Here is a 25,479-nt window from a genome sequence, read left to right on the forward strand (position 1 = left end):
AAATCAAGTATCACTTTGAGAGGCTTCACTATCAAAATGAGAATGAATTCTATTGGCAACTATCAATCATGATAGTAAGTCAAAAGCTATGTCTAAATTCTGCTTGATTGGCGCTTGGGTTTTTAAGCTTTTGCTTTCAAAATCAATTTGTTTATAAGTTGGCATGGTATTTGTATGGTTATTGTCAGTAAGTTAAAAATTTAACGAATGAAGCAGTTCAAATTATGAAAGGATATTATTTTGACTAATTTTAAGATTGAAAAAAACAGCCACTTTACAGGCGAGTTAAGCACGGATTTTTGTGTGCAAGAAGGTGAAAAAGCGCGTCAGTTTCATCAGCGTTTACCAGGATATGAAGCCACGCCTCTGCGTGAATTAACTGAACTGGCGAAGGAATTTTCACTAGGCAATATTCTAGTCAAAGATGAGTCGTATCGTTTTGGTCTAAATGCTTTCAAAATGCTTGGCGGCGTGTATGCAATTGCGCGTCTATTATGCGCAGAATTTAAGATTGATATTAACGATTTTAATTTTGATGTGTTGAATAAATATACAGATAAAAAAATGACCTTTACCACAGCAACCGATGGCAACCATGGTCGCGGCGTAGCATGGGCAGCGCAGCAGCTCGGTCAAAATGCCGTGATTTATATGCCAAAAGGCGCGGCGGATGAACGTGTGAATAACATTCGTGCACTTGGCGCTGAGTGTATCGTCACGGATATGAACTATGATGAAACCGTCAGAATGGTGGTGTCATTGGCTGAAGAAAATGGCTGGAAAGTGGTTCAAGATACAGCTTGGGAAGGCTACAGCGAGATCCCAACATGGATTATGCAAGGCTATAGCACCATGGCAGCAGAAGCTTTAAGCCAAGTTGAGGCGCAAAACATTGCCACCCCAACACATGTGATTTTACAAGCAGGTGTCGGCGCAATGGCGGGCGGCGTGTTGGGTTATTTGTCAGATAAACTTGGCGCCGACAACTTAAAAGCCATTATCGTTGAGCCAAAAGAAGCGGATTGTATTTATCGCTCAGGTAAGAACGAAAGCGGTGAGATCGTGAACGTTGGCGGCGATTTAGACACAATTATGGTTGGTTTAGCTTGTGGTGAGCCTAACCCACTTGGTTGGGAAGTGCTACGTAACTGCTCATCTTATTTCGTCTCAAGCGAAGATACGGCAGCAGCGCTTGGAATGCGCGTGCTTGGTAACCCACTTGGCAATGATCCGCGCGTCGTTTCAGGTGAATCTGGCGCGATTGGTGTTGGCCTGCTTGCGTCACTCTATTATAGCGAAGAACGTGAAGCATTAATGAAACAGCTTGAACTTGATGAAAATTCAGTTGTTTTAGTGCTAAGCACAGAAGGGGATACAGATCCTGTTCATTATCGTGAAGTAGTTTGGCAAGGTAAACACCCAACAGCGTCAAGCAAATAAGGTTAGCTTATGAATCAAGGGCAAGAGAAAGCGACCCAAGCATTGGTTATTCGCAATGGTTTTGTCGCCGATCATCAAAGCACACAAGTTGCAGATATTTTGATTAAAGACGGTAAAATTGCCGAAATTGCGCCAAATATCTGCGTTGATGGACTAAATTGCAGCGAAATAGATGCTAAAGGGAAATATGTCATGCCCGGCGGCATTGATGTGCATACCCATTTTAATATTGATATGGGATTTACCCGTAGTTGTGATGATTTTTATTCGGGCACAGTGGCTGCGGCTTGCGGCGGCACCACGACGATTATCGATCACATGGGGTTTGGACCTAAAGGCTGCGATCTTTTCCATCAGCTTGGTGTGTATAAACAATATGCACGTGATAAAGCCGTGATTGACTATAGTTTTCATGGAGTTATCCAACATATTGATGATCAGATCCTTGCCCAAATGCGACCTATGGTTGAAGAAGAAGGGATCAGCAGCTTTAAACTTTATCTGACTTATCAGCATAAACTTGAAGATGAGAGTGTGTTTCGCGCCTTAACTGAGTTAAATAAGGTTGGCGCCTTAACCACGGTTCACCCTGAAAACGATGCCACGATTGCAATTAAGCGTCAGCAGTTTCTTGAAGCGGGCAAAACCAGCGCTAAATATCATGCACTGAGTCGCCCGCTTGAGTGTGAAGCCGAAGCGATTGCACGGATGATAAACCTAGCCAAGCTTGCCGATGATGCGCCTTTATATATTGTGCATCTTTCCAATGGCTTAGGCTTAGATTATGCCCGTATGGCACGCGCTAATCAGCAGGCAGTGTGGGTTGAAACTTGCACCCAATATCTACTTTTGGATGATTCTTGTTATCTCAAAGAGGATGCATTGAAGTATATTTTAAGCCCGCCGCTGCGCCCTGAAGCTGAAAAAGAAAAGCTTTGGGCTGGTATTGTTGATGGCAGTATCGACACGGTTGCGACCGATCACTGCAACTTTACCTATGCACAGCAAAAACAGCTCGGACGGGATAATTTTAGCCGTTGTCCAAATGGTATGCCCGGAGTTGAAGTGCGTATGCCTTTGCTATTTTCCGAAGGAGTCATGAAAGGGCGAATTGATATTCAGCGTTTTGTGGAATTAAATGCTTATCAACCAGCCAAACTCTTTGGTTTATATCCACAAAAGGGCAGCTTGCAAATTGGCGCAGATGCGGATTTAGTGATTTTTGATTCGACCATTCGCACTGAAATTTCCCATGCAAAGCTGCATGATAACAGTGACTACACGCCGTTTGAGGCAATGGAATGTCACGGCTGGCCCGTGATGACTATTAGCCGTGGTGAGATTGTGGCGCGTGATGGGAAATTTACCGGCCAAGCAGGTTATGGAAAATTCCTCCATCGTCAGCCGTTTGATCAAAAAGCTGAGTTCAACCATCTTTTAAACTAGTCTTTAGTATGGAAGTATGAGGTGTTCCACGGCGCAAGATATTTTGGCTATCATCCTTTTTCTATTCGTCGACTGGCTATTTATTTTAATAATTGCTGTGTTTTCTCAAGAAAGTATAAATCCTACAGCCTCGTTATATGATTTGAGGAGTAAACCATGAGCGAATGCGATGCGGTGGCAGATCTAGTTAATTTCAACCTAGAAATTTCTGTAAGTGACCTTTTATCCTTTGTGCCAGTTGAATCTAAAATATTGGATTTTGGTTGTGGCTATGGTCGTGTAACACATCAAATCTCAGATCTAGGTTACATAAAATAATTGGAATTGACTCCTCTAAAGAAATGATAAGTAGGGGATTGAGTGAATATCCAGAACTTGATTTACGTTATTTATCGGGTGACGTTTTACCGTTCGCGGATAGTGAATTTGATTCGATAATTACATGTGCTGTGTTTACATGTATAGCTGAACAAAACTCTCGTGAAAAAGTGCTCAGTGAATTGCGGCGAGCGCACAAACCTAATGGCGTAAATTACTTAGCCGAGTTTTGTTCAGAATTCAGCCTTCGTTTCATGTCAGGTACAGGTGTTTTAATGTGGCATAGTAAACAAATTGAGCTTGAAGCTTTGCTAACGGGTTTTAATATTGAGACCTCAATATTAGTTGAAACCTCAACTATGTCTGGTTATGAAAGTAAGGCTAATCATATTATCGCCAGAAAAATCATATAAAGAGAGTTATAACACATTATTAATCCCTTGTTCAAAATTCTTAACTGGACTATTATTTGTACATAATTTTGTACCATTTGGAGTCCAGTATGAGCCGTATTCATTTCGACCAAGATATTCAACCATTATCTGAATTTCGAGCAGGTGTAGCGTCTTACATCAAACAAATCAATGAGACACGTCGCCCATTGGTCATCACACAACGAGGCAAAGGTGTTGCAGTCGTTCTTGATGTTGCTGAGTATGAGGCAATGCAAGAAAAAATTGAATTACTTGAAGAAATCCGTACAGCAGAAGCTCAATTAGCTTCAGGGTTAGGTGTTTCAAATGACGATGCTCGGGCTCAAGTGTTAGGCCGACTTAAAAAATGAAAGTAGTTTGGTCACCGTTAGCACTTGAAAAAATTGCTGATGCAGCTGAATTTATTGCTTGGGATAATCCGTCGGCGGCTGAAAAGTGGGTGAATGAGGTGTTTGATAAAGCCGAGAAACTTGGAAGTATGCCAGAAATAGGGCGAATTGTGCCTGAAATACCACATACAAATTATCGAGAAATAATTTTTGGACATTACCGCATTATTTATAGCTTAAGCCATGAAATACGTATTTTAACGATTCGTAATTGTCGCCAAATTTTGACTGAAGATGATGTGTTATAACAAACGCTGCAAACGGATTCGCCCCGGGGCAGCAGTGGTTTCAGTAAGTTAAGTGAATAAGGTGCAAGCTTAGGCTTGGTGATTGGGGCTCACCCCTTAGCAGGGTGTCATATGAATGAGGATATTTATGATAACAACAGAGAACCTAATACTCTCCCCAGTTAATTACGGTGATTTAGATTTATATTCCCAAATATTAGGTTCTGATGAATTAACAAAATTTCTTCCTAAAGGGCGCTCATATACAGATTCAGAAATTCAATTACATGTAACAAATCGAGTGAAACATTGGGAACATGGATTTGGCTCTTATATAATCAGCCTCAAAAATGAATCTAAAACTAAAATAGGCTATGTTGGAGTTGAGTTTTGTGAGGATTCAGAATTTAGTGATATTAGATACGCTTTACTCTCAACTCATCAAGGGAAAGGGTATGTTTTTGAGGCTGCATATGCAGTTTTGGAGCAAACTTTCCGAGTAGGTAAACATGCCAAAATCTATGGGGTAGCATTGAAAGGAAATTTGCCTTCTTTAACAATAATCAAAAAGTTAGGTATGACTCTAGAACCATCGGTTAATCTTTACGGTAACACCAATAACCTGGAAACGTATGCGATAGAAAAATTCATATAACAAGAGACTATGGTGTCAATAGCTAATTTTAACTCATTGTTTTACTAGCTATTTATTTTAATAATTGCTGTATTTTCTCAAGAATGGAGAAATCCTATAGCCTCGTTATGCATTATGAAGGAAAATTCACAATGGAAGTAAAAATTAGAAAGCTCGAACCATCAGATGCAGAAGCTGTAAAGGAAATTTATGAATGTCCAAATGCGTATGCTAATACTTTGCAACTACCTCTCCCATCTTTAGAACTTTGGCACAATCGACTTCAAAATATCCCTGATAATGTTCATGCTTTCGTTGCACTTATCGATAATAAAATAGTTGGAAATCTTGGCTTTGAGCAAAATACAAACCCAAGACGACGACATGTTGGTACATTTGGAATTGGCGTCAAAGATGATGTTCAAAATTGTGGCGTAGGAAAAGCCTTGTTGGAAACTGCAATTGATTTAGCGGATAATTGGTTAAATTTGAAACGGATAGAGTTGACGGTATATACAGATAACAAAGGTGCAATTCATTTATATAAGTCATTTGGTTTTGAAATAGAGGGTGAATCAAAATGCTATGCTTTTCGAAACGGTAAATATGTTGATGCTTATCATATGGCAAGAATTATTGGACATACATAACAAGTATGCCAAAGTGTCTCATACGTTAACCTGTCGTTATACCTAAGGTAATAAAATGAACATGAAAGAATTCTCTACCAAAGTTGGGTTATCAGCCTATACACTTCGCTAATATTTTGAACTCGATAACCTGCCTGAACTGTCAAAAAGTCGTGTTTTGCGACAGGATATTGAATTAATGTTTGAGCATTATAAAAACCCAACGAATGTTGTGCTTGTGGACTAAGTAAAGCATCAGAGCAAGGTTATGAAGATTTATGATTTCCTTTCATAACCTAAACTAAGATGCAGCATAGCTTCGAGCACGCTGCCGCCAATTGCGCGCGCTTTATCTGACACAGTTAAGTGATCAGCTTTTTCACCGCGTGGATCAATATCTGCAATTTTAAACTCGCTCACCACTTCAATATTATCGTTGATCATGCCGCGCAACATACCAGAAAGTGGCGCATAAACAGGCGTGTCACCAATGGTAGCAATGCAATCGCCTTCGCTTACAATATCACCAAGTTTTGCCTTGGCCGTCACCACACCAGCGCAAGGTGAGCGGATCACTCGCTCATAGGTAAAGCCGGCAATATTGCCCGGAACGCCCGTGTTCGCTTGGGTTTTTCCTTGATAAATCACCCGTCCAAGGTAATGCCCACGGTTGGTTTCAATCACAGCGTCACAATCAATACCAGCCTCAAAGCCGGGCCCTAGCGCAATCGTAATCGGCGCTAAATCTTTGTGAAAGCCTAGGTTGGTTTTAGCTAAAATGGCATCGACTAGATAGTTTGCTTGAATATGTTTAAGTACGGATAAGTTGGGGTCAACCAAGACGGGGATCTGGCCTTTTGCTAAAATCGGCTCTATTTTGGCATAATCTTTTGCGTGGCAGGCGATGATCCCTTCAACGCTTTGCACGCCATCAAATAAGCACTGACCAAAGGCGACACTACAGCGGATCATAGTTGGGCGGGCAATATCCGTCATAATGACTTGGTAACCACAGTTGTATAAGCGCACTGCAATGCCAGTGGCAATGTCCCCTGAGCCGCGGATGATCACCCGCTTATTATCCTTGGTGTAACGAGTTAACATGTACTAAGTATCCTTTTATTCTTTTGAAATCAGTAGCTTTTTAAGTGGGTTAGCTGCTTGGAGCTGCATCAAGCAAACCCCATGTAATAACGGCGACTCATTGAGTAATTCGGCCGCAAGTGCCAAAAGGGCGTCTTGATCTGAGCTTAAATCTAGTTTATTGATCACCCAAAACCTGCGAGCCTGCTTGGGCGCATTTTTAAACATGCCGTGCGCTTTGTTGATAAGCGGCTTTAAAACCTGCTGGTCAATACGCATATCTTCTTGGCAAGCGGTGAGCGCGAGAAATTCTTGCCAGCGCTGGATCTGGCTTGGCTTAGCAGGGCTGAAAATCATTTCTGCGCCAGTCACGCTAAATACAATATCTGAGCTTGGCACAATGCAAGGCTCATGCGCAGCAGGGGCTTTAAGCGCTTTTCCTTTGGCGCCATCGGCTTCCAAAATAATAACCGAAAACTCTTTGCTGCTTGCAAGGGTTGCAACTTGCGCAAAAGATAAGCCTTTGACTTTTATGTCTTGCTCCGCTTGCTTGGGTGTTTCCTGCTCCGCTTGCTCTTTAAATGGCTGCGCGCTTTGAATCAGCTCTTGATAGATGAAAGTGCGTTGCGGCGCAGATTTTGGAGCCTGTACCTCTTGCGCCTGATAGCTTTTATCATAGTTTGCAAAGGATATAATCCGCTCAAGCTTATCCGCCGGCGGCAAATACATTTTGGTTGTGGTGCTGACGCACACTTGATGCCCGTGCGCTTTAAATAACGCTGCCAGCCAATACACAAGGTGGGTTTTGCCGCCAGCGCCGACCACAGAAATAATCAGCGGCTGGTGTGTTATATTATTTGAGCGCTTAGATAATAAAAGCTCAATTAGCTGCTTATTTATTCTATCCAAGGCTGCGCGCTTTAAATGGCTGTTCGGTTTTAGCATTATGCGTCATCTAAATAAGGGAATGAAAATGAATCTAACAAAAAATATTGACTGTATTATGCCAGCCGCAGGGCTTTCTTCGCGAATGGGAAGTTGGAAATTAATGCTTCCCTATCAAGATCACACCATTGTTGAGGCAAGTGTGAAGAATGCGCTTAATTTCTGCTCGCGGGTTATTTTAGTTGCAGGTTTTCAAGCTGATCAATTAGCTGAAAAAATGGCAAAATATGAAAACGTCGATGTTATTGTGAATAAAAACTATCAGCAAGGGATGCTATCGTCAATTAAGTTTGCATTGGAATATGTCAAGACGGATTACTTTTTTATTGCCCATGCGGATATGCCATGTCTTGACGCTGATATTTATTATCAGCTCTGGCAAGCAAGGCGCACAGGCGCAGTGTTTCCGGGGACGCCTGATTTGAGTGGTCACCCGGTGCTGCTGAGTTTAGATGTCAAAAACAAAGTCCTCGCAAGTCATCACGGCTCAATGAAAGCTATTTTAAAACAAGGCCCGCAGCATTATCTGCACCTTGATGCGCCTGAGATTCATTTAGATGTGGATACACCTGAGGCTTATTCTAAATTATCATTTTGATACCAGTATCAAGCTGATAGTCGAGTATCACTTTGATATTCTAAATTGAGAGGTAATAGCTATTTTTGGCTTGTTTTTATACTTTTTTGCATAAAATTCTTTATTTCTTATCTTTCGTATTTTCACTCTATTTCTCTTTCTTTTATAGACTGCCTAAATAAGCCGATTAAATAGTTTTAAAGCGCTAAATGAGAGGCTTAAATTGATCTAAATCAATTGTAAAAATAAAAATAATCCTGTTTTCTGCTATAAATAATACATTGGCACAACCTTTGCATGGATATAAGAAATCACATTTTAAATAAAATTTCTAATTTTCATATTTATGCCAAATTATTGCCGTTTGAGTGCGGCGGGCATAGCTTACAAGGATTGTTATCATGGCAGACATCATGCGTCCGGTTCCATTTTCAGAACTGTTAACACGTATTTTTAGCGAATATAAGCAAAACCAATCAATTTTCTCAATTCCTGCGCAAGAGTTTTATAAACCAACAAGCGATAAGCGAATTAGCGTCTGGAATGAGCAAAGTGAAACCCCTGTTGGGCCAGCAGCAGGGCCGCATACCCAACTGGCGCAAAACATTGTTTCATCATGGCTTGCAGGTGGCCGCTTTATGGAACTTAAGACCGCGCAAATCATGGATACTCTTGAAATCGCCAAGCCATGTATTGACGCTGAAGATGAGTGTTTTAATACCGAATGGTCGAGTGAATTTACCCTACCAAAAGTCTTTGATGAATATCTAAAAGCTTGGTTTGCATTGCATTTATTAGAAGCTTTGTTTGACCCACAGCAAGGCACTCGCTCAGAGCCAAAAGCGCGTTCATTTATTTTTAATATGAGTGTTGGTTATGATCTTGAAGGGATTTTGCAGCCGCCGATGCAGCAATATCTCGACAACATGACAAATGCTGCTGCGCACCCGAAATTTGCCCAATATCAAACTGAGCTGAAAGCCTTTATTCAAGATTCTGGGCTGCTTGAAAACCAAGATTTTGATCTTAATAAAGAAGCCTTGCTTGCCTTAGCAGATAATGTGTCGGGTGAGATCGCGCAAGGTTTGACCCTTTCCACTATGCACGGCTGCCCACCGACAGAAATCGAAGCTATTTGCCGCTATATGATTGATGATCGCGGCATTAATACTTATGTGAAGCTAAACCCGACCTTGTTAGGTTTTAGCCGTGTGCGCGAGATTCTTGATCAAGCTAGTTTCTCATATGTGGCGCTGAGTGAAGAGTCCTTTACCCATGACTTGCAGATGGGCGCTGCCAAAGAAATGTTACATCGTTTAAAAGCTTTAGCTGCGCAAAAAGGCGTTGGCTTTGGCGTGAAACTGACCAACACACTGGGCACTGTCAACAATAAAGGCCGCCTGCCAGAAAAAGAAATGTATATGTCTGGTCGCGCCTTGTTCCCGATTGCAATTAATGTCGCGCTTGAATTATCACGCGAGTTTAACGGCAGCCTGCCGATTTCATACTCAGGCGGCGCAAGCAAATTCAACATTCGTGAAATCTTTGAAGCTGGCATTCGCCCAATCACTATGGCAACGGATCTATTAAAACCGGGCGGCTATATGCGTCTGACGGATTGCGTCAAGGTGCTAGATGAAAGCGAAGAATGGGACATGCCTGCGGTTGATTTGGTGAAATTAGAAAAACTTGCAGCCAAAGCGCTAACAGCGACTTACACCCAAAAAGAGTGGCGCGGGCCTGAAACCATTAGCGTGAAAAAAGCATTGCCAGCGAATGATTGTTATGTCGCGCCGTGTGTAAACGCTTGCCCAATTAGCCAAGATATTCCTGAATATTTACGCCTAATGGGTGAAAAGCGCTACACAGATGCATTGGGCGTTATTTATGAGCGCAACGCCTTGCCTGCTATTACAGGTCATATTTGCGATCACCAATGTCAATATAACTGTACTCGTCGTGATTATGAAGGCGCGGTGAATATCCGTGAAATGAAAAAAATCGCCTTAAATCAAGGCTGGGAGTCTTACAAGGCGCAGTGGCAAAAGCCAGATGCACAAACGGACAAAGGTGCGGTTGCCGTGATTGGCGCAGGGCCTGCTGGACTTTCGGCGGCATATTTCCTTGCGCGCGCAGGCTACCCAGTCACTATTTTGGAAAAAGAGCAAAGCGCAGGTGGCGTGGTCAAACAAATCATCCCGCAATTTCGTATCCCAGCGCAAACCATTGAGCATGATATTCAATTTGTCCAAGATCACGGGGTGCAAATCGAATATGGCAGCAACCCAGATGTGACTATTTCTGATTTAAAAGCAAGTGGTTATAAATATATTTGCTTAGCGGTTGGCGCAGATAAAGGCAATCCAATCGTGCTTCAAGGCGATAACGACAACATCTATAAGTCACTTGATTTCTTGCGCCGCTTTAATGATGGCGAAACGCTTGAACTTGGCACACACGTGGTCGTTGTGGGCGCAGGTAACACGGCAATGGATAGTGCAAGGGCTGCGCTTCGGGTGAAAGGCGTGGAAAAAGTGACGGTTATGTATCGTCGCACCGTGGCGGAAATGCCTGCGTATAAAGAAGAATATGAAGAAGCGGTGGAAGATGGCGTTGAATTTATGTTCTTAACCAACCCTGAATCATTTTACGCCGATGGTACGCTCAACGCGCGCGTGATGAAACTCGGTGAGCCGGATGAAAAAGGACGTCGCCGCCCAGTGGCAACTGATGAAACTGTTAGCGTGAATGCGGGCGCGGTGATCACTGCCGTCGGTGAGCAAACTAATACTGAAAAACTTACTCGCATGGGGCTAGTGCTGGATGCCGATGGTTGGCCGGTTGTGGATGCAAAAACCGCCGAAACAGGTGTTGAGAATGTATTCTTATTAGGGGATGCAGCAACTGGGCCTTCGTCAATTGTTGGCGCTATTTCTGGTGGACGTAAAGCGGCAGATAGCATTTTAGAGCGTGAGCGCCAAGTGCAAGCCGCCGCAAACTTTGACTCTGGCGCTAAAGCAGTTCAAGTCTATGCGCGCAAAGGAAAAATTGAAGTCAAACTAATTGAAGCCGGCGATGAAGCCCAAGCGCAGCAAGATGCTTTTGCTGAGCAAGAAGCCAAACGTTGCTTGGAGTGCTCTTATATTTGTAACAAGTGCGTGGATGTGTGTCCAAACCGCGCCAATGTGTCGCTGCCAATTCCTGGTTTTAAAGACCCGTTCCAAGTCTTGCACCTTGATGCATATTGCAACGAATGTGGCAACTGCGCTCAGTTCTGCCCGTGGGATAGCCAACCTTATAAAGACAAATTTACCTTGTTTAGCTTGCAAGAAGATTTTGATTCAAGCACCAACAGCGGTTTTTATGTCACTGGCGATAGCTTGCAATTACGCATTGCAGGTGAGGTGCAGCGTTATTCAATTAACCAAGATGGCAAAGTCGACTTGCCGCCACACCTAAACAAAGAAGCCTTGATGATCAATGACGTATTGGCGAATCACAGTTACCTGCTTGGCGCAGTTGAAGTTTAATCAAAAGGAAGAAGAATGTTATTACTTAAAAATGCGACAGCAGTACAATTTGAACCGACGTTTATCAAACATGGCGTGGATATTGTGATTGAAAATGGCCTGATCAAAGCCATTGGCAGCAACCTTAGCAGCCAGTTTCCAAGCGCCCAAGTGAAAGATTTAAAAGGCCAATTGGTGATGCCGGGGATCGTGTGTTCGCATAACCACTTCTATTCAGGTTTATCGCGCGGGATCATGGCAGATATTAAACCTAGCCCAGATTTTATCTCGATTTTGAAAAACCTTTGGTGGCGATTAGATAAAGTCATGGATGAAGAAGCTGTCTATTACAGCGGTTTGGTATGCTCGTTAGAAGCAATCAAAAGCGGCTGCACGTCAGTGATTGACCACCACGCCTCGCCAAATTTCATTGAAAACTCACTGGCGACCTTGCGCCAAGGTTTTCTAAAAGCGGGTCTGCGTGGCATGACTTGCTTTGAAACCACAGATCGCAACGGCGGGATTGAAGAAATGGCCGCAGGCGTTGAAGAAAACATCCGCTTTGCACAGTTAATTGACGCAGCAAAAGAAAAGGGCGACGAAGCTTATTTAGTGGAAGCGCATATTGGGGCGCACGCACCATTTACCGTCACCAACGAAGGGTTGGAAATGCTTGCCAAGGCGGTTAAAACGACCCAGCGCGGCCTACATATTCACGTCGCAGAAGATAGCTATGATGTCACCCATAGCCATCATCACTATGATCAAGATGTGATTGAGCGTTTAGATAGCTATGGCTTGATTAATGATAAAAGCTTGATTTCACATGGTTTATTCTTATCTGATAAAGATGTTTCAATTATGAATCAACGTGATGCTTTCCTTGCGCACAATGCACGCTCGAATATGAATAATAATGTGGGCTATAACCATATGCTGGGGCGCTTTAATAATGTTGCGCTTGGCACAGATGGGATTGGCTCAGACATGTTTGAAGAGCTTAAATTTGCCTTCTTTAAACACCGTGATGCGGGCGGCAGCATGTGGCCAGATAGCTTCTTAAAGCAGCTTAATAATGGCAATGAATTGCTTGCACGTAACTTTGGCGCAAAATTTGGCTGCCTTGCTGAAGGCTATAAAGCGGATTTAACCATCTTAGATTATATGAGTCCAACCCCATTGGTGGCAGAAAACCTACCCGGGCACTTTGCTTTTGGCATGAATTCAAGCAGTGTTGCGAGCGTCATTGTTGATGGCAATTTTGTCTATCAAGATCGTGAATTTGCCTTTGATGTGGCGCCAATTTACGCCCAAGCACAAAAGGTTGCAGCACGCCTTTGGAAAGCTATGGATGAATTATAAATCACACTGAAATAACTTGATTTAAATAGCTATATCCAACCTCAAGGCATGCTCCTATTGCTCTATTTTAATGCAGCGAATAGGGGCATTGCTGCACTCGAATTACGTTTTTATACATTCATTCTTTATTGCATCATAAATATGCATATTAAGTGGTTTTATGTGCATTTTTATACAGATCTACCACTTTTTGGGTGGCACAATTCTTGCATAGATAATGGGTAATAACAAAGCCACACAAAGATGGCGAATGAAGACTTTTGATACTCAGGATAAACATGATTAATTTAACCCTAAATGGAACCCCTTTAACCGTCGACACTTCGAAGCCAAAACGCTTGATTGATTTTTTACGTGAAGATCAAGGTTTAACTTCAGTCAAGGATGGTTGTAGTAAAGGTGCATGTGGCACGTGTTTTGCAATCATTAATGGCGAGGCACAAAAAACATGTGTCAAAGTCGATAGCCTAGATGAAGAAGTGAAGGTCACAACCCTTGAAGGTTTAACTGAGCGTGAAAAAGAAGTTTATGACTTTGCTTTTGCGCACGCGGGCGCAGTGCAGTGCGGATTTTGCATTCCGGGCATGGTGATCAGCGCAAAAGCTTTGCTCGACAAGGTATTAGATCCAACAGTTGAGGAAATTAAACATGCGCTGCGACGTAATGTTTGCCGCTGCACTGGCTATGTCAAAATTATCGATGCAGTGAAATTAGCGGCTAAATATTTTAGAGAAAACCTTGATATTCCAACGCCTGAATTCACCGGCAAATTAGGCGAAGATTTCCACCGTATTGATGCAAGAGAAAAGACCCTTGGCTATGGCGAATATGTCGATGATGTGGTCGTGCCGGGGATGATTTTTGGTAAAGCGTTACGCGCCAAATACCCACGTGCTTTAGTCAAAAAAATCGATATTGAACAAGCAAGTGCGCACCCAGATGCAGTTTGCGTGGTCACGGCAAAAGATATTCCCGGCGAAAATAAACTTGGCCATTTGGTGCAAGATTGGGATGCCTTGATCCCAGAAGGTGAATGTACCCGTTATGTCGGGGATGCGATTGCCTTGGTGGCGAGTGAAAATCAAGACACACTCGATGAGATCCTTGCCTTGATCGAGGTGGAATATGAAGAGTTGCAACCAGTCACTAGCCCAGTGGAGGCGATGAGTGAAGACGCGCCAGCGATCCATGCGTCAGGAAATTTACTTCAGCAAGAAAAATTACAGCGTGGGGATGCGAAAACGGCGATTGAAAATGCCGCCTTTAAGGTCACTCAGCATTACTCCACACCCTTTACCGAGCATGCGTTCATGGAGCCTGAATGTGCGATAGCTATGTATGAAGATGAGGGGATCTTCTTATATTCAGGCGCGCAAGGCATTTATGATGATCAGCGCGAAGTCGCACGCTTGCTTGGTCTTGAAAAAAGCAAAGTACGGGTGCAAAGCAAACTTGTTGGTGGCGGCTTTGGCGGTAAAGAAGATGTCAGTGTGCAGCACCATGCTGCCTTGCTTGCTTGGGTCAGCAAACGCCCAGTGAAGATTAAATTTTCACGCGAAGAAAGCTTATTGATCCATCCGAAGCGTCATGCGATGGAAATGGATTTAACCACGGCTTGTGATGAAAATGGCATCTTGGTCGGGATGGACGCGCAAATTGTGTTTGATACCGGCGCTTATGCTTCCCTTGGCGGGCCAGTCTTGCAACGTGCTTGTACGCACGCCTCTGGGCCATATCATTTTCATAATATCAGCGTTGAAGGCAAAGCTTATTACACCAATAACCCACCGGGCGGTGCATTTCGCGGCTTTGGGGTGTGTCAAAGCGCCTTTGGGTTTGAAGCCAACCTTAACTTACTCGCTGAAATGGTGGGTATTTCTGCATGGGAAATTCGTTATCGCAATGCGATTCGCCCAGGTCAAAGCCTTGCCAATGGTCAAATTGCAGACAATAGCACCGCATTAGTGGAGTGTTTGGAAGCGGTCAAAGATGTCTTTCATAGCCACCCTTATGCAGGGATTGCGTCATCGTTTAAAAACAGCGGCATAGGTGTTGGGATCCCAGATATTGGTCGCGCAATTTTGTCGATTGAAGAAGGCAAAGTACATGTGCGCACCAGCGCCGCTTGTATTGGGCAGGGGATCGCAACGGTTGCGGTGCAAACTGTGTGTGAAGTGACCGACTTATTGCCTGAGCAAATTATAGTCGAAGCGCCAGATACCGAGCGCACGCCTAACTCTGGCACTACTACGGCATCGCGTCAAACCGTGTTTACCGGTGAAGCTGTGCGCCGCGCTGCGGTTAAATTAAAAGAGGCGCTAAACAGTGGCAAGAGCTTGCAAAGCCTTGAACAAGCAGAGTTTTATGGTGAGTTTGGAAGTGAAACCGATCCACTTGGTAGCGATAAGCCAAACCCAGTCAGCCATGTGGCCTATGGCTATGCTGCGCAGGTCGTGATTTTAAATGAAGAAGGCAAACTTGAGAAAGTGGTTGCCGCATATGACTTAGGCAAGGTGGTGAACCGCAAAGCGGCAGAAGGGCAAATTGAAGGCGGGATTGCCATGGGGCTAGGCTATGCCTTAACCGAAGATTACCCACTTGAGAATTGTGTTCCGAAAGTCACATACAAAGGACTTGGCTTATTTAAATCTGTCGAAGTTCCTGAAATTGAAACAATTATTGTTGAGCGCGAGTTTGAGGCTGACATTGCTCATGGCACCAAAGGGGTCGGCGAATTGGCAACTATTCCAACCGCACCGGCGGCGCAAGGCGCTTATTACGCATTAGATGGAAACTTTAGAAATAAGCTGCCTATGCCAGATACGGCATATAGCAAGAAGAAAAAACCTAAAAAACGGAGAACGAGACGATGAGTAAGTCAAGCATGGAGCAAGATAACGAGAATGATCTCATTTATGGCTTAGAAGATAAGCCCAAGACAAAGGATGCTTTTTTTGCCGCAATGCAGCATATGTTAGCCATCTTTGTTGGGATCATCACCCCACCCCTGATTATTGGCGGCGCACTTGAGCTACCTGCTGAAATGAAAGCTTATATTATTAGTATGGCGCTTTTTGTTTCAGGGATCGCAACCTTTATTCAAGTGAAACGCTTTGGGCCAATTGGCTCAGGTTTGCTGAGTATTCAAGGCACAAGCTTTACCTTTTTAAGCCTGTCAATAGGGATTGGTTTATCAGTCAAAGCTGCCGGCGGCACGCCAGAGCAAGCCCTTGGCACCATTTTTGGTGTAGCGCTTATCTGCTCGCCAATTGAGATGATTTTCAGCCGCTTTATTCCTGCACTGCGCAAAGTGATCACCCCACTTGTCAGCGGCATTGTGGTGACCCTTATCGGTTTATCTTTGATCCGTGTCGCCATGACAGATATTGGCGGTGGGCAATGGGTTCTGGATAACAAACCTGAACAATTTGGTAGCATTGAGCATCTTGGCCTTGCTGTCATGGTCTTGCTTACGATTATTTTATTAAACCGCAGCCGCAACAAATGGCTACGTATGAGCGCCATCTTTATTGGTTTAACCTTAGGTTATGTCGTAGCGGCATTTATGGGCATGATCCAATTTAGTAAAATGGATGACTTTACGCTTTTCTCAGCGCCAATTCCGTTCAAGTTTGGCTTTTATATCTCTTGGGATCACGTGATCCCGATGGCGCTTTTATATCTCATTACTACTGTTGAATCGATTGGTGATTTAACTGCAACCTCTTTGGTATCGGGCGAGCCGGTCAAAGGTGAGCGTTATATGAAGCGTCTTTCAGGTGGGGTATTAGGCGATGGCTTGAACTCAGCGCTTGCCGCAGTATTTAACTCATTTCCAAACACAACCTTTAGCCAAAACAGCAGCGTGATCCAAATGACAGGTATCGCGAGTCGCCATGTAGGCTTTTGGATCTCAGGTATGTTAGTGCTATTTGGACTCTTTCCTTTTGTCGGCAGTTTCTTCTCGCTGATCCCAAGCGCAGTCTTGGGCGGTGCAACCATCATTATGTTTGGTACCGTCGCAGCTTCAGGGATACGCATTATTGCCAGCAGCATTATTGATCGCCGCGGCGTTTTAATCATGGCTATCTCATTTGGTATGGGACTTGGCGTGGTCTTTCGTCCTGAAATCTTAGGCATTTTCCCTGACTTTGTGAAAAATGTGTTTGGCTCAGCCATCACCACGGGTGGCCTAACTGCCATTTTATTGAATATGTATTTGCCACAATCTTTACGTGAGCAAAAACCAAGCAATGTTGGTGATGCTTATGTCAAAGCTGCTGCTAAATAGTCAAATTTGATAACTCCTTAAATTGCGCCAAATCAACAGAGAATACAGAAGTTGATTTGGCTCGATTTTTTTGTTTAAAGTTAATCCTAATTCTTGACTTAGGCACTGATTTTAAAGGTTTTTATCTATTTAAAATGTTGGAAACTTAGTTTGTCATACAAGCTTTGATAAGTCGGCTTATGTTAAAATGGCGCTTTAATTCGTGACTAAAAATGAAGATCAGTTGTTGTCGTAGTCGACTATAAGGAATAACAATGAATTTTTTAAAACCTTTAACAATCAGTGCATTGTCACTGGCTATGTTACCAAGCTTAGGTTGGGCAATCAGCTTTGATGAGTTACAAAGTTTACAAACACCGCATCAAGTGATTGATACGCGTGATAGCGCCAGTTATAACGGTTGGCAACTAGGAGATGCTACGGATTCTGCCAATACAGGTCATTTTCCAGGTGCGATTCGCTTTGATCCGAGTTGGTTTCGCTGGTTAGATGATGAAGAAAAACAAGCACTTTTAGATAAATATAAACTTGCCCCCAATGTGCCAACCTATGTTTATGGGGATGATGCTAAAAAATTACAAGATGAATTAAAAGAGAGTAAGTTTAGCAAAGTTGAAGTCATCGAGGGTGAGATTCAAGACTATCAAGGTCAAAAAGACCGTTTAGCGAATTATCAAGATCTTGTCCCAGCCGTTTGGGTACATGATTTAATTAAAAATAAGCCTGTGCCACACCCACCAAGCTCAGATTATAAAATCATTGAAGTTGGGGGCGGGCCGGCGACGACTTACTTACTCAGCCATATTCCTGGCGCTTTTTATATGGATACCAATGAGTTAGAAGCTGAGCCAGTGTGGAATAAAAAATCCGACGCTGCCTTAACTAAGGCGCTAAAGACAGCAGGTATCGCGCATGACACAAGCGTGATTTTGTACGGACGTGACCAACTGGCAGCGGCGCGTGCTGCGAGCATCTTAATGTATGCTGGAGTTGAAGATGTGCGCATACTTGATGGCGGTATGGATGCATGGATTTATGAAGATTTTGAAAGAGAAGCATTAAGAGAAACAGCTACCGAGAAAGCGTTTGGCAAACCTATTGCGCAGCATCCTGAGTATTATATTGACCTAGCCCAAGCCAAAGATTATTTAAAGGATCCACAATCTCATTCTTTAGTCAGTATTCGCAGTTGGCCTGAATATACAGGCGAAACCAGTGGTTATGATTACATCGAGCCAAAAGGGCGTATCCCTGGTTCAAAATGGGGGCATGCTGGCAGTGATGCAAATCATATGGAAGATTTTCATAATCCAGATCAAACCATGATAAGTCCTTATATTATCGAGAAAAACTGGCAAGAATGGAACATTAATAAAGATCAACAAGTTGCATTTTATTGCGGGACGGGTTGGCGCGCAGCAGCAGCCTTTTTCTATGCGCATGTTCTTGGTTGGCAAAATATCAGTATTTATGATGGCGGTTGGCTTGAGTGGAGCATGGATAAAAATAATCCAACTCAAACCGGTGATGTTACAAACAAAATATAAACATTGAGGGGATACTTCCCCTCTAAATTAACCATAAATAATTGTGCGTGTTAGTGATTTTAAAAGGAATTTATTAAATGTCAGATGTACGCTTGACCCAATATAGTCACGGTGGCGGTTGCGGCTGTAAGATTTCCCCAAAAGTGTTGAAAGAAATCCTTGCCACACAAACGGAATATTTTCGCGATCCTGCCTTACTGGTTGGCAACGAAACCAGTGATGATGCCGCTGTATATGACTTAGGTAATGGCCAGTCAATCGTCAGCACGACAGATTTTTTTATGCCGATCGTCGACGATGCGTATGACTTTGGACGTATTGCTGCTGCCAATGCTATCAGTGACATCTATGCGATGGGTGGCAAACCTATTATGGCAATCGCGATTCTAGGCTGGCCTCTTGATAAACTTCCTGCTGAAGTCGCACAACGTGTGATTGAAGGCGGTCGCGCCATGTGCCAAGAAGCGGGCATTAGCCTTGCTGGTGGACACTCGATTGATGCGCCTGAGCCAATCTTTGGCCTAGCTGTGACTGGTATTGTGGCGACAGAGAATATTAAGCAAAATAACAAAGCGAAACTTGGTGATGTGATTTATGCAACCAAGCCTTTTGGCATTGGAATGCTCAGCCACGCACAAAAACAATCGACTTTGCGTGATGAAGACAAAGACAAAGCCCGTGATTGGATGTGCCGTTTAAATAAAATTGGCGCAGAGTTAGCGCAACTGCCAAGTGTACACGCCATGACTGATGTGACAGGTTTTGGTCTGGCAGGGCATTTAATTGAAGTGTGTGAGGGCTCAAACTTGCAAGCTCAATTAGATTTCACGGCGATTTCGCATATTGCTGATCTTGAACATTATTTTGAAGTGGGCGCTGTCCCTGGTGGCACGCATCGTAACTTTGCAAGTTATGGCGAAAAGATCGATGCCTTATCAGATTATCAAAAAGCGATTTTGTGCGATCCCCAAACTTCTGGCGGCTTGCTGATTGCGGTGGATCCAAACCAAACTGAGGAAGTCGAAGCACTTCTGAAAGCCCAAGGTTTTAAAGCAGACCCAATTGGCCGCTTTGTCGGCGAAAAAGACTCAGATGTGGTGGTGAGTTTAACTTAATATCACTGCTCTTTATTCAAAAGTAAAGTCAGATAACAGTTAATGACTTATTCCCTTTTCAAGGGGAGACCACATAACTGCTCCTCCCCTTTGCAAGGGGAGGTTGGGTGGGGTTTGTTATGGTTATTTCAATCTCTCAACAATGCGTCCAACCCCTTGGCGGAAAGGATCAACCACAGGCAAACCAATCTCAGCTTCCAAGTCCGTCATATAGGCCAGCGCTTCACTTTCACCTAAAGCCGAGCTATTAATCGACACACCGACAAATTTGACATTTGGATTGGTGAGTTTTGCTGTGGCAATGTAAGCATCAAAACAAGCTTTAATATCTGGCAGAGGGTAATGCGGCAGGCCGCGCATATGCTCGCGGGTTGGCTCATGGCAAAGCACGAGTGCATCTGGCTGTGAGCCATGAATCAAACTTGTGGTCACGCCAGCAAAGGATGCATGGAAGAGTGAGCCTTGACCTTCAATGATGTCCCAATGTTCATCATCGTTATCAGGAGAGATGGTTTCAATCGCCCCTGCAACAAAGTCAGACACCACACAATCGGCGCTCACGCCTGAGCCTGTGATCAAAATGCCGGTTTGACCTGTCGCGCGAAAGTCCACATCAAAGCCTTGCTGACGCATTTCTTTCTCTATCGCAAGTGAGGTGTACATTTTACCGATTGAGCAGTCTGTTCCCACAGTAAGCAGGCGTTTGCCACTACGCTTAATGCCTGTGCCAATTGGGTAGCTTTGGGTTGGGTAACGGACATCAAAAAGTTGGCAGCCGTTTGCCTTGGCAGCGTCGACTAATTCTGGAATATCCGCCAGTTTTTGGTGTAAACCAGAGGCGAGATCCATACCTGCATTTAAAGCCTGCTTTAAAATATCTATCCAAAGTGGAGAAATCACGCCGCCGCGGTTAGCCACCCCAATAATCAAGGTTTTTGCACCTTTTTCAACAGCTTGCTGTATAGATAAATCTGGCAGTTTTAAGTCTGCATGGCAGTTTTCAAGGCGCAATTGACCCACACAAAACTCTGGTCGCCAAGTGTGGATCCCTTGCGCAACTTTTGCTGCCAGTGGATCGGCAGCGTCGCCTAAAAATAACAAGTAAGGTTGTTTAAGTTCCATTTAATTAAGCTCCTCGAGTGTCCTTGAATTGTATAATTATTCATCATAATTTCACCCATTTCTCAAAGATTCAAGCTTAATTTTTAACATGTGATCAAATGCTTAAGATACTTAAATAGTTAGCATTATTATCGCTTAGCGTTTTTATAAGCAGTGTTATTAACTATTTTTTCGCGCAGCCTGCACATAAATCTCAAACAGCTTCTGGCTGATTTCTCCCGCTTTGCCATCGCCAATTTTCTTGCCATCAATTTCGATCACAGGCAAGACAAAAGTGGTGGCAGAAGTCGTAAAAGCTTCTTTGGCTTGATAGGCTTCTTCCAAACTAAAGCGTCTTTCCTCAATTTTGAGGCCACATTGCTCGGCAAGTTGTAGCACAGAGTGGCGCGTGATGCCGTGGAGGATATCCGTATCGAGTGGGTGAGTGATGAGGGTATTATCTTGCGTCACAATATAAACATTGTTTGAGCCGCCTTCGGTGATGTGATCATCTTGAGTCAGCCAGACATCTTCCACGCCTGCACTTTTTGCTGCGCTTTTCGCCATACAAGCCGCAAGCAGGCCGGTGGTTTTAATATCACGGCGACCCCAGCGGATATCAGGGTATGAAATCACTTTTACCCCAGTTTTAGATTTAGGGTTATTTAATAGGTTTTTAACTTGGGTGAATAAGACTAAAGTTGGGGTAATCGTATCACTTGCAACAAAATCACGGTCGCCATCATCGCCGCGCGTGAGTTGTAAATAAACACAACCTTCTGTGACTTGGTTTTGGCTGATAAGTTCTTGATGCACTTCTAATAATTCTTGCGTAGTCAGTTCTAGTTTAAGTCCTAGCTCTTTGGCTGAGCGAGAAAGACGCGCCATATGTCCATCAAAATCAACCAGTTTGCCATCAATGACAGCGCACACTTCATAGACTGAATCTGCAAATAAAAAGCCGCGATCAAAAACAGAGATCTTTGCTTGTGATTCCTTTACATACTCACCATTGATATAAACGCTACGTTCCATGTGAAATCCTTTAGAAAATGAATAAGTTATATAGATAGAAAATGATAAACATAGATAGTTATATCACTTGTCTCCTCGCTTGTGCAGTAGATTTTTACTAAAGTAAGCTTGCAAGGAGGAGAAGACTCGTGGCATGTGAACTCACCTAGAATTCATTTAAGTTGCCGTGTTTGTATCCAGTTCATACAAAAATCAATATAGGTTCTGATGATGGTTGAAGGGTGCTTGTGACGGGCATAAACAAGATGCATTGATATCGGATCAGCATGAAGATCTGGCAATACTTGTACCAATTCACCGCTATCGACATAAGGCGTGACTAATATGTCGAGTAATTGCGAAACTCCCATACTATTCAATGCGTAATGAAAGAGTCCTGCGACATTATTGGTTGAAAATATCGGTTCGAATGTTATTTTCTCTGCCCCCAATTTCCATTCAAACGCCCCATGATTAATGCTTTCCCATGTCACGAGGGGAAAGTCTGCTAATTCACTTAATGTCCTTGGGTGACCAAAGCGTTCTAAGAGTTTAGGGCTTGCTACTAAGCATGTTTCTACATTCATGATTTTTTTTGCTATCACATTATCTGTATGTAAATCCCCCATTCTTAACGCCACATCAATGCCATCTTCGAATAAATCGACCACGCGTTCACTGGCATGGCAAAATACTTGAATATCAGGATATTGGCGTTGAAATTCGGTCAGTAAATCCCACCACAATGGGAAATTAGGCGGAATAGAGATGCGTAATTTGCCTTGCAACTTATGTGTCGATTGTACTGATTTTTGCGCATCATCCAAAAGCTCTAACCCTAAACGCGCTTGTTCGAAAAACTGTTGCCCTTTATAGGTCGCTTTTATCCCTTGGCTCGAACGCTCCAAGAGTTGCACTTGCAAGCTTTGTTCTAATTCATTCATTTTTCGACTAAGTGTGGAAATAGGTATACCCGTTTTCTCGCTAGCAGAAGATAAACTCCCCGCTTGAACGACGGCGATAAACAGTTTAGCGGCATTGTAATCCATAGAGGTTTCCATATTTGGCAAGCGGTGTTCTATTTTTGCCTATTCGCTTTCAAAATTCAAAGGATAAAATGCCCAGCATCAATGGTTAATCAAATTTGTTCGCAGCAATCGCGAGCGAAAATCCTGCTTAGCCTTGCCATGATTTCCAACTAAATTAAAAGATAATAAATATGAAAAACCGTATTACTGAAATGCTGAACATCAGATTCCCACTTATTCAAGCGCCGATGTATTTTCTAACAAGTGCAGAGTTTGTCGCCGCAGTTTCCAATGCTGGTGGGCTGGGTATTCTTGGGCCTCATGCTGGTCAAGAGACTTTACCTGATTCTCGTTTTGTGGCGCTTGAGCGAATGCGACAAGAAATCCGAAAAACCAAGAGTCTGACGAGCAAACCATTTGGCGTGACTTTAATTAATGGACCAGATATGAGTTTTTGGCGTGCAACCGCGCAGATGTTTGCAGAAGAAGCGGTTGAGGTTGTACTTATCAATGAAATACTGGATGCAGAAATCTTCGATTTTTTCAAAGCGCACAATATTAAAACGCTCTATCGCGCCTTGACTCCAACAATAGAAAACTCAAAAGAAGCCGAGCGTTTAGGTGCTGATATTATTATAGCGACAGGTTTTGATGAAGGTGGCACTGTGCCAACACGAGTGATCGGCACCTTTAGTATTGTGCCCATGATAGCCGATAGTGTGCGTGTGCCAGTATTGGCCACAGGTGGTATTGGTGATGTACGTGGCGTGCGAGCGTCGATCGCATTGGGCGCAGAAGGGGTATCTATCGGTAGTTTGTTCTTAACATCGGAAGAAAATCCTGCCGCTGAAAAAGTGAAGCAATTGATTGTGGATTCAACCGCAGAAGATCTTATGATGTTTCGTACACTGCCTGCTTATTACCGCACTTTGCCCACAGAGTTAAGCCCAAAATTAGCGGAGCTTGATGCGCAAGATGCAGACAGAGAGGCCATGTTTGATGCCATGAATGGCTACCGCTCTTTGTGGCAAGCTATGCGTTTAGGTCATTTGGATAAAGGCATTGTGACAACCGGCACCGGCATCTCTATGATTCAATCGATTCGCCCTGTAGCCGAGATTGTTGAAGATTTAATGCAAGATTTCATTGGATGAAATTGGCGTTTTTAAAATAAAGATGTCAGCATGAATCTTTCGCATCAAAGCTGGAAGCTAAAGTTCAATCTAAGCGAGATATAGAAGCAATAAAAAAGCCGGCCTATGATAGCCAGCTCAATTTAGTTTGCTTTGAACCTTACTTCAAAATTAGAAGTTTGATGCAATCATGTCTTCAAGTTTACCTTGGTCCACCGCAAAGGCGCGGATACCGTCAGCAAGCTTTTCAACCGCCATAGGATCTTGGTTATGTTCCCACAAGAACTCACTGTGTGAAATTGGCTCTGGTTTGGCTTGCTTTTGGGTTGCAGGTTTAAGTTTTTGCTCAAGCTGTACATCCATAGCGTCAAGCTCTTTTAGCAGACTTGGGCCAATGGTTAAGCGATCACAACCAGCTAACTCAATGATTTCGCCGGTGTTACGAAAACTTGCGCCCATCACAACCGTGTCATAATCATGCTCTTTGTAGTAGTTGTAGATCTTAGTTACAGACAACACACCTGGATCTTCATCTGCTGCGAAGTCACGGCCTTCTTTCGCTTTGTACCAGTCCATAATACGACCCACAAATGGCGAGATTAAATAGACCCCAGCTTCTGCGCAAGCGCGCGCTTGAGCAAATGAGAAAAGTAAGGTCAAGTTACAGTTAATGCCTTCCTTTTCAAGCACTTCAGCAGCGCGAATGCCTTCCCAAGTGGATGCTAGTTTGATCAACACGCGGCTTTTATCAATGCCGGCTTCTTCATACATTTTAATCAGATGACGCGCTTTTGCGATGCTTTTTTCTGTGTCATAAGACAGGCGTGCATCGACTTCTGTTGAAATGCGTCCAGGGATGATTTCTAGAATCTTTTGACCGATTTTTACGGCGATGCGATCACAAGCAAGTTCGATTTGAGCAGCTTTATCACTTGCATTTTTTTTCGCATAGTCAACGGCTTCGTCAATAAGTGGCGCATATTCAGCTAGTTGAGCAGCTTTTAAGATAAGAGATGGGTTGGTTGTTGCATCTTCTGGCTTATATTTAGCCATTGCATCAATCTCACCTGTATCCGCGACCACTGTTGTCATTTTACGCAGTTGTTCTAATGTGCTCATAGTCTAACCTTCTTGTCTGTTTGTGTGTCCGTCATTCGATAATGAGAATATTTAGCGCTGAAGTCAAACGATTCGATGTATTTTTTTCGCCAAGCGCAAATAAATTTGAAGGCAATCGAATGCGTCAGACTTCATCCT

The 25,479-nt window shown here is 43.4% G+C and carries 22 protein-coding genes; 16 read left to right on the forward strand and 6 right to left on the reverse strand.

Going from position 1 to position 25,479, the window contains the following annotated elements; genetic code table 11:
* Positions 1-240 precede the first annotated feature (240 nt).
* The 8 genes from dpaL (at position 241) to AC2VOY_RS13755 (ending at position 5,538) form a co-directional block, all read left to right on the forward strand.
* The gene (gene dpaL / locus AC2VOY_RS13720; RefSeq protein WP_491833134.1) at positions 241-1,440 is read left to right on the forward strand and encodes a diaminopropionate ammonia-lyase; all 1,200 of its coding nucleotides are present in this window, start codon (positions 241-243) and stop codon (positions 1,438-1,440) included.
* A gap of 9 nt (positions 1,441-1,449) precedes the next feature.
* Positions 1,450-2,886 (forward strand): dihydropyrimidinase, encoded by a 1,437-nt coding sequence (gene hydA, locus AC2VOY_RS13725; RefSeq protein ID WP_491833135.1) that lies wholly within the window; start codon positions 1,450-1,452, stop codon positions 2,884-2,886.
* A gap of 156 nt (positions 2,887-3,042) precedes the next feature.
* A complete protein-coding gene (locus AC2VOY_RS13730; protein ID WP_491833136.1) occupies positions 3,043-3,204 on the forward strand; it encodes a hypothetical protein in 162 nt (53 codons plus the stop codon).
* 23 nt (positions 3,205-3,227) lie between these two features.
* On the forward strand, positions 3,228-3,617 hold the full coding sequence (locus tag AC2VOY_RS13735) for a methyltransferase domain-containing protein (protein WP_491833137.1): 390 nt from the start codon (positions 3,228-3,230) through the stop codon (positions 3,615-3,617).
* 89 nt (positions 3,618-3,706) lie between these two features.
* The gene (locus tag AC2VOY_RS13740) at positions 3,707-3,988 is read left to right on the forward strand and encodes a type II toxin-antitoxin system Phd/YefM family antitoxin (protein WP_491833138.1); all 282 of its coding nucleotides are present in this window, start codon (positions 3,707-3,709) and stop codon (positions 3,986-3,988) included.
* Positions 3,985-4,275: a type II toxin-antitoxin system RelE/ParE family toxin gene (locus AC2VOY_RS13745; protein WP_491833139.1), complete on the forward strand. Its 291-nt coding sequence runs from the start codon at positions 3,985-3,987 to the stop codon at positions 4,273-4,275. Before AC2VOY_RS13740 ends, AC2VOY_RS13745 begins: the two co-directional genes overlap by 4 nt.
* A gap of 127 nt (positions 4,276-4,402) precedes the next feature.
* Entirely contained in the window at positions 4,403-4,909 is a 507-nt protein-coding gene (locus AC2VOY_RS13750; RefSeq protein ID WP_491833140.1) for a GNAT family N-acetyltransferase, read from the forward strand.
* Positions 4,910-5,040: 131 nt separating this feature from the next.
* Positions 5,041-5,538, forward strand: coding sequence for a GNAT family N-acetyltransferase (locus AC2VOY_RS13755; protein WP_491833141.1), 498 nt, complete (start codon positions 5,041-5,043; stop codon positions 5,536-5,538).
* 255 nt (positions 5,539-5,793) lie between these two features.
* Here AC2VOY_RS13755 and yqeB read toward each other — a convergent pair whose 3' ends face one another.
* Together yqeB and yqeC are read right to left on the reverse strand one after the other, a co-directional pair.
* Positions 5,794-6,621 carry a selenium-dependent molybdenum cofactor biosynthesis protein YqeB gene (yqeB, locus tag AC2VOY_RS13760; RefSeq protein ID WP_491833142.1) on the reverse strand — a complete coding sequence of 276 codons (828 nt, stop codon included), beginning with the start codon at positions 6,619-6,621 and terminating at the stop codon, positions 5,794-5,796.
* Positions 6,622-6,636: 15 nt separating this feature from the next.
* Positions 6,637-7,545, reverse strand: coding sequence for a selenium cofactor biosynthesis protein YqeC (gene yqeC, locus AC2VOY_RS13765; RefSeq protein ID WP_491833143.1), 909 nt, complete (start codon positions 7,543-7,545; stop codon positions 6,637-6,639).
* 28 nt (positions 7,546-7,573) lie between these two features.
* Between yqeC and AC2VOY_RS13770 the strand changes: the two genes are divergently transcribed.
* From AC2VOY_RS13770 to selD, 7 genes are all read left to right on the forward strand, one after another.
* The gene (locus AC2VOY_RS13770) at positions 7,574-8,143 is read left to right on the forward strand and encodes an NTP transferase domain-containing protein (RefSeq protein ID WP_491833144.1); all 570 of its coding nucleotides are present in this window, start codon (positions 7,574-7,576) and stop codon (positions 8,141-8,143) included.
* Between the two features lie 380 nt (positions 8,144-8,523).
* Complete coding sequence (gene ygfK / locus AC2VOY_RS13775; protein ID WP_491833145.1) at positions 8,524-11,652, forward strand: putative selenate reductase subunit YgfK; 3,129 nt, start codon at positions 8,524-8,526, stop codon at positions 11,650-11,652.
* Positions 11,653-11,667: 15 nt separating this feature from the next.
* Positions 11,668-12,993 carry a putative aminohydrolase SsnA gene (ssnA, locus tag AC2VOY_RS13780; protein ID WP_491833146.1) on the forward strand — a complete coding sequence of 442 codons (1,326 nt, stop codon included), beginning with the start codon at positions 11,668-11,670 and terminating at the stop codon, positions 12,991-12,993.
* A 278-nt stretch (positions 12,994-13,271) separates the two neighbouring features.
* A complete protein-coding gene (gene xdh, locus AC2VOY_RS13785; RefSeq protein ID WP_491833147.1) occupies positions 13,272-15,866 on the forward strand; it encodes a selenium-dependent xanthine dehydrogenase in 2,595 nt (864 codons plus the stop codon).
* A complete protein-coding gene (locus AC2VOY_RS13790; RefSeq protein WP_491833148.1) occupies positions 15,863-17,284 on the forward strand; it encodes a uracil-xanthine permease family protein in 1,422 nt (473 codons plus the stop codon). The genes xdh and AC2VOY_RS13790 overlap by 4 nt, the downstream gene beginning before the upstream one ends.
* A gap of 254 nt (positions 17,285-17,538) precedes the next feature.
* Positions 17,539-18,831 carry a sulfurtransferase gene (locus tag AC2VOY_RS13795; RefSeq protein ID WP_491833149.1) on the forward strand — a complete coding sequence of 431 codons (1,293 nt, stop codon included), beginning with the start codon at positions 17,539-17,541 and terminating at the stop codon, positions 18,829-18,831.
* 77 nt (positions 18,832-18,908) lie between these two features.
* Positions 18,909-19,946, forward strand: a complete 1,038-nt coding sequence (selD, locus tag AC2VOY_RS13800; RefSeq protein ID WP_491833150.1) for a selenide, water dikinase SelD — start codon at positions 18,909-18,911, stop codon at positions 19,944-19,946.
* Positions 19,947-20,069: 123 nt separating this feature from the next.
* Here the strand turns inward: selD and dgcN are convergent, their stop codons facing one another.
* The 3 genes from dgcN to AC2VOY_RS13815 form a co-directional block, all read right to left on the reverse strand.
* Positions 20,070-21,068, reverse strand: coding sequence for an N-acetyltransferase DgcN (gene dgcN / locus AC2VOY_RS13805; protein WP_491833151.1), 999 nt, complete (start codon positions 21,066-21,068; stop codon positions 20,070-20,072).
* Between the two features lie 159 nt (positions 21,069-21,227).
* Positions 21,228-22,082 (reverse strand): D-amino-acid transaminase, encoded by an 855-nt coding sequence (locus tag AC2VOY_RS13810; RefSeq protein ID WP_491833152.1) that lies wholly within the window; start codon positions 22,080-22,082, stop codon positions 21,228-21,230.
* Between the two features lie 152 nt (positions 22,083-22,234).
* Positions 22,235-23,110 (reverse strand): LysR family transcriptional regulator, encoded by an 876-nt coding sequence (locus AC2VOY_RS13815; RefSeq protein WP_491833153.1) that lies wholly within the window; start codon positions 23,108-23,110, stop codon positions 22,235-22,237.
* Positions 23,111-23,280: 170 nt separating this feature from the next.
* Between AC2VOY_RS13815 and AC2VOY_RS13820 the strand changes: the two genes are divergently transcribed.
* Positions 23,281-24,243, forward strand: coding sequence for an NAD(P)H-dependent flavin oxidoreductase (locus tag AC2VOY_RS13820; protein ID WP_491833154.1), 963 nt, complete (start codon positions 23,281-23,283; stop codon positions 24,241-24,243).
* Between the two features lie 150 nt (positions 24,244-24,393).
* On the opposite strand, the gene tal is transcribed toward AC2VOY_RS13820, so the two are convergent.
* On the reverse strand, positions 24,394-25,341 hold the full coding sequence (tal, locus tag AC2VOY_RS13825; protein ID WP_491833155.1) for a transaldolase: 948 nt from the start codon (positions 25,339-25,341) through the stop codon (positions 24,394-24,396).
* Positions 25,342-25,479: the final 138 nt, after the last annotated feature.

It is taken from the genome of Vibrio sp. KMM 9700, from assembly GCF_058545285.1.

Coding starts and splice junctions, on each gene's coding strand:
- AC2VOY_RS13745 (WP_491833139.1), top strand. CDS start 3,985: ATGAAAGTAGTTTGGTCACCGTTAGCACTTGAAAAAATTGCTGATGCA.
- hydA (WP_491833135.1), top strand. CDS start 1,450: ATGAATCAAGGGCAAGAGAAAGCGACCCAAGCATTGGTTATTCGCAAT.
- AC2VOY_RS13795 (WP_491833149.1), top strand. CDS start 17,539: ATGAATTTTTTAAAACCTTTAACAATCAGTGCATTGTCACTGGCTATG.
- ssnA (WP_491833146.1), top strand. CDS start 11,668: ATGTTATTACTTAAAAATGCGACAGCAGTACAATTTGAACCGACGTTT.
- AC2VOY_RS13735 (WP_491833137.1), top strand. CDS start 3,228: ATGATAAGTAGGGGATTGAGTGAATATCCAGAACTTGATTTACGTTAT.
- AC2VOY_RS13730 (WP_491833136.1), top strand. CDS start 3,043: ATGAGCGAATGCGATGCGGTGGCAGATCTAGTTAATTTCAACCTAGAA.
- AC2VOY_RS13790 (WP_491833148.1), top strand. CDS start 15,863: ATGAGTAAGTCAAGCATGGAGCAAGATAACGAGAATGATCTCATTTAT.
- selD (WP_491833150.1), top strand. CDS start 18,909: ATGTCAGATGTACGCTTGACCCAATATAGTCACGGTGGCGGTTGCGGC.
- AC2VOY_RS13755 (WP_491833141.1), top strand. CDS start 5,041: ATGGAAGTAAAAATTAGAAAGCTCGAACCATCAGATGCAGAAGCTGTA.
- xdh (WP_491833147.1), top strand. CDS start 13,272: ATGATTAATTTAACCCTAAATGGAACCCCTTTAACCGTCGACACTTCG.
- AC2VOY_RS13820 (WP_491833154.1), top strand. CDS start 23,281: ATGAAAAACCGTATTACTGAAATGCTGAACATCAGATTCCCACTTATT.
- yqeC (WP_491833143.1), bottom strand. CDS start 7,545: ATGCTAAAACCGAACAGCCATTTAAAGCGCGCAGCCTTGGATAGAATA.
- AC2VOY_RS13815 (WP_491833153.1), bottom strand. CDS start 23,110: ATGGATTACAATGCCGCTAAACTGTTTATCGCCGTCGTTCAAGCGGGG.
- yqeB (WP_491833142.1), bottom strand. CDS start 6,621: ATGTTAACTCGTTACACCAAGGATAATAAGCGGGTGATCATCCGCGGC.
- ygfK (WP_491833145.1), top strand. CDS start 8,524: ATGGCAGACATCATGCGTCCGGTTCCATTTTCAGAACTGTTAACACGT.
- AC2VOY_RS13750 (WP_491833140.1), top strand. CDS start 4,403: ATGATAACAACAGAGAACCTAATACTCTCCCCAGTTAATTACGGTGAT.
- AC2VOY_RS13770 (WP_491833144.1), top strand. CDS start 7,574: ATGAATCTAACAAAAAATATTGACTGTATTATGCCAGCCGCAGGGCTT.
- dgcN (WP_491833151.1), bottom strand. CDS start 21,068: ATGGAACTTAAACAACCTTACTTGTTATTTTTAGGCGACGCTGCCGAT.
- AC2VOY_RS13810 (WP_491833152.1), bottom strand. CDS start 22,082: ATGGAACGTAGCGTTTATATCAATGGTGAGTATGTAAAGGAATCACAA.
- tal (WP_491833155.1), bottom strand. CDS start 25,341: ATGAGCACATTAGAACAACTGCGTAAAATGACAACAGTGGTCGCGGAT.
- AC2VOY_RS13740 (WP_491833138.1), top strand. CDS start 3,707: ATGAGCCGTATTCATTTCGACCAAGATATTCAACCATTATCTGAATTT.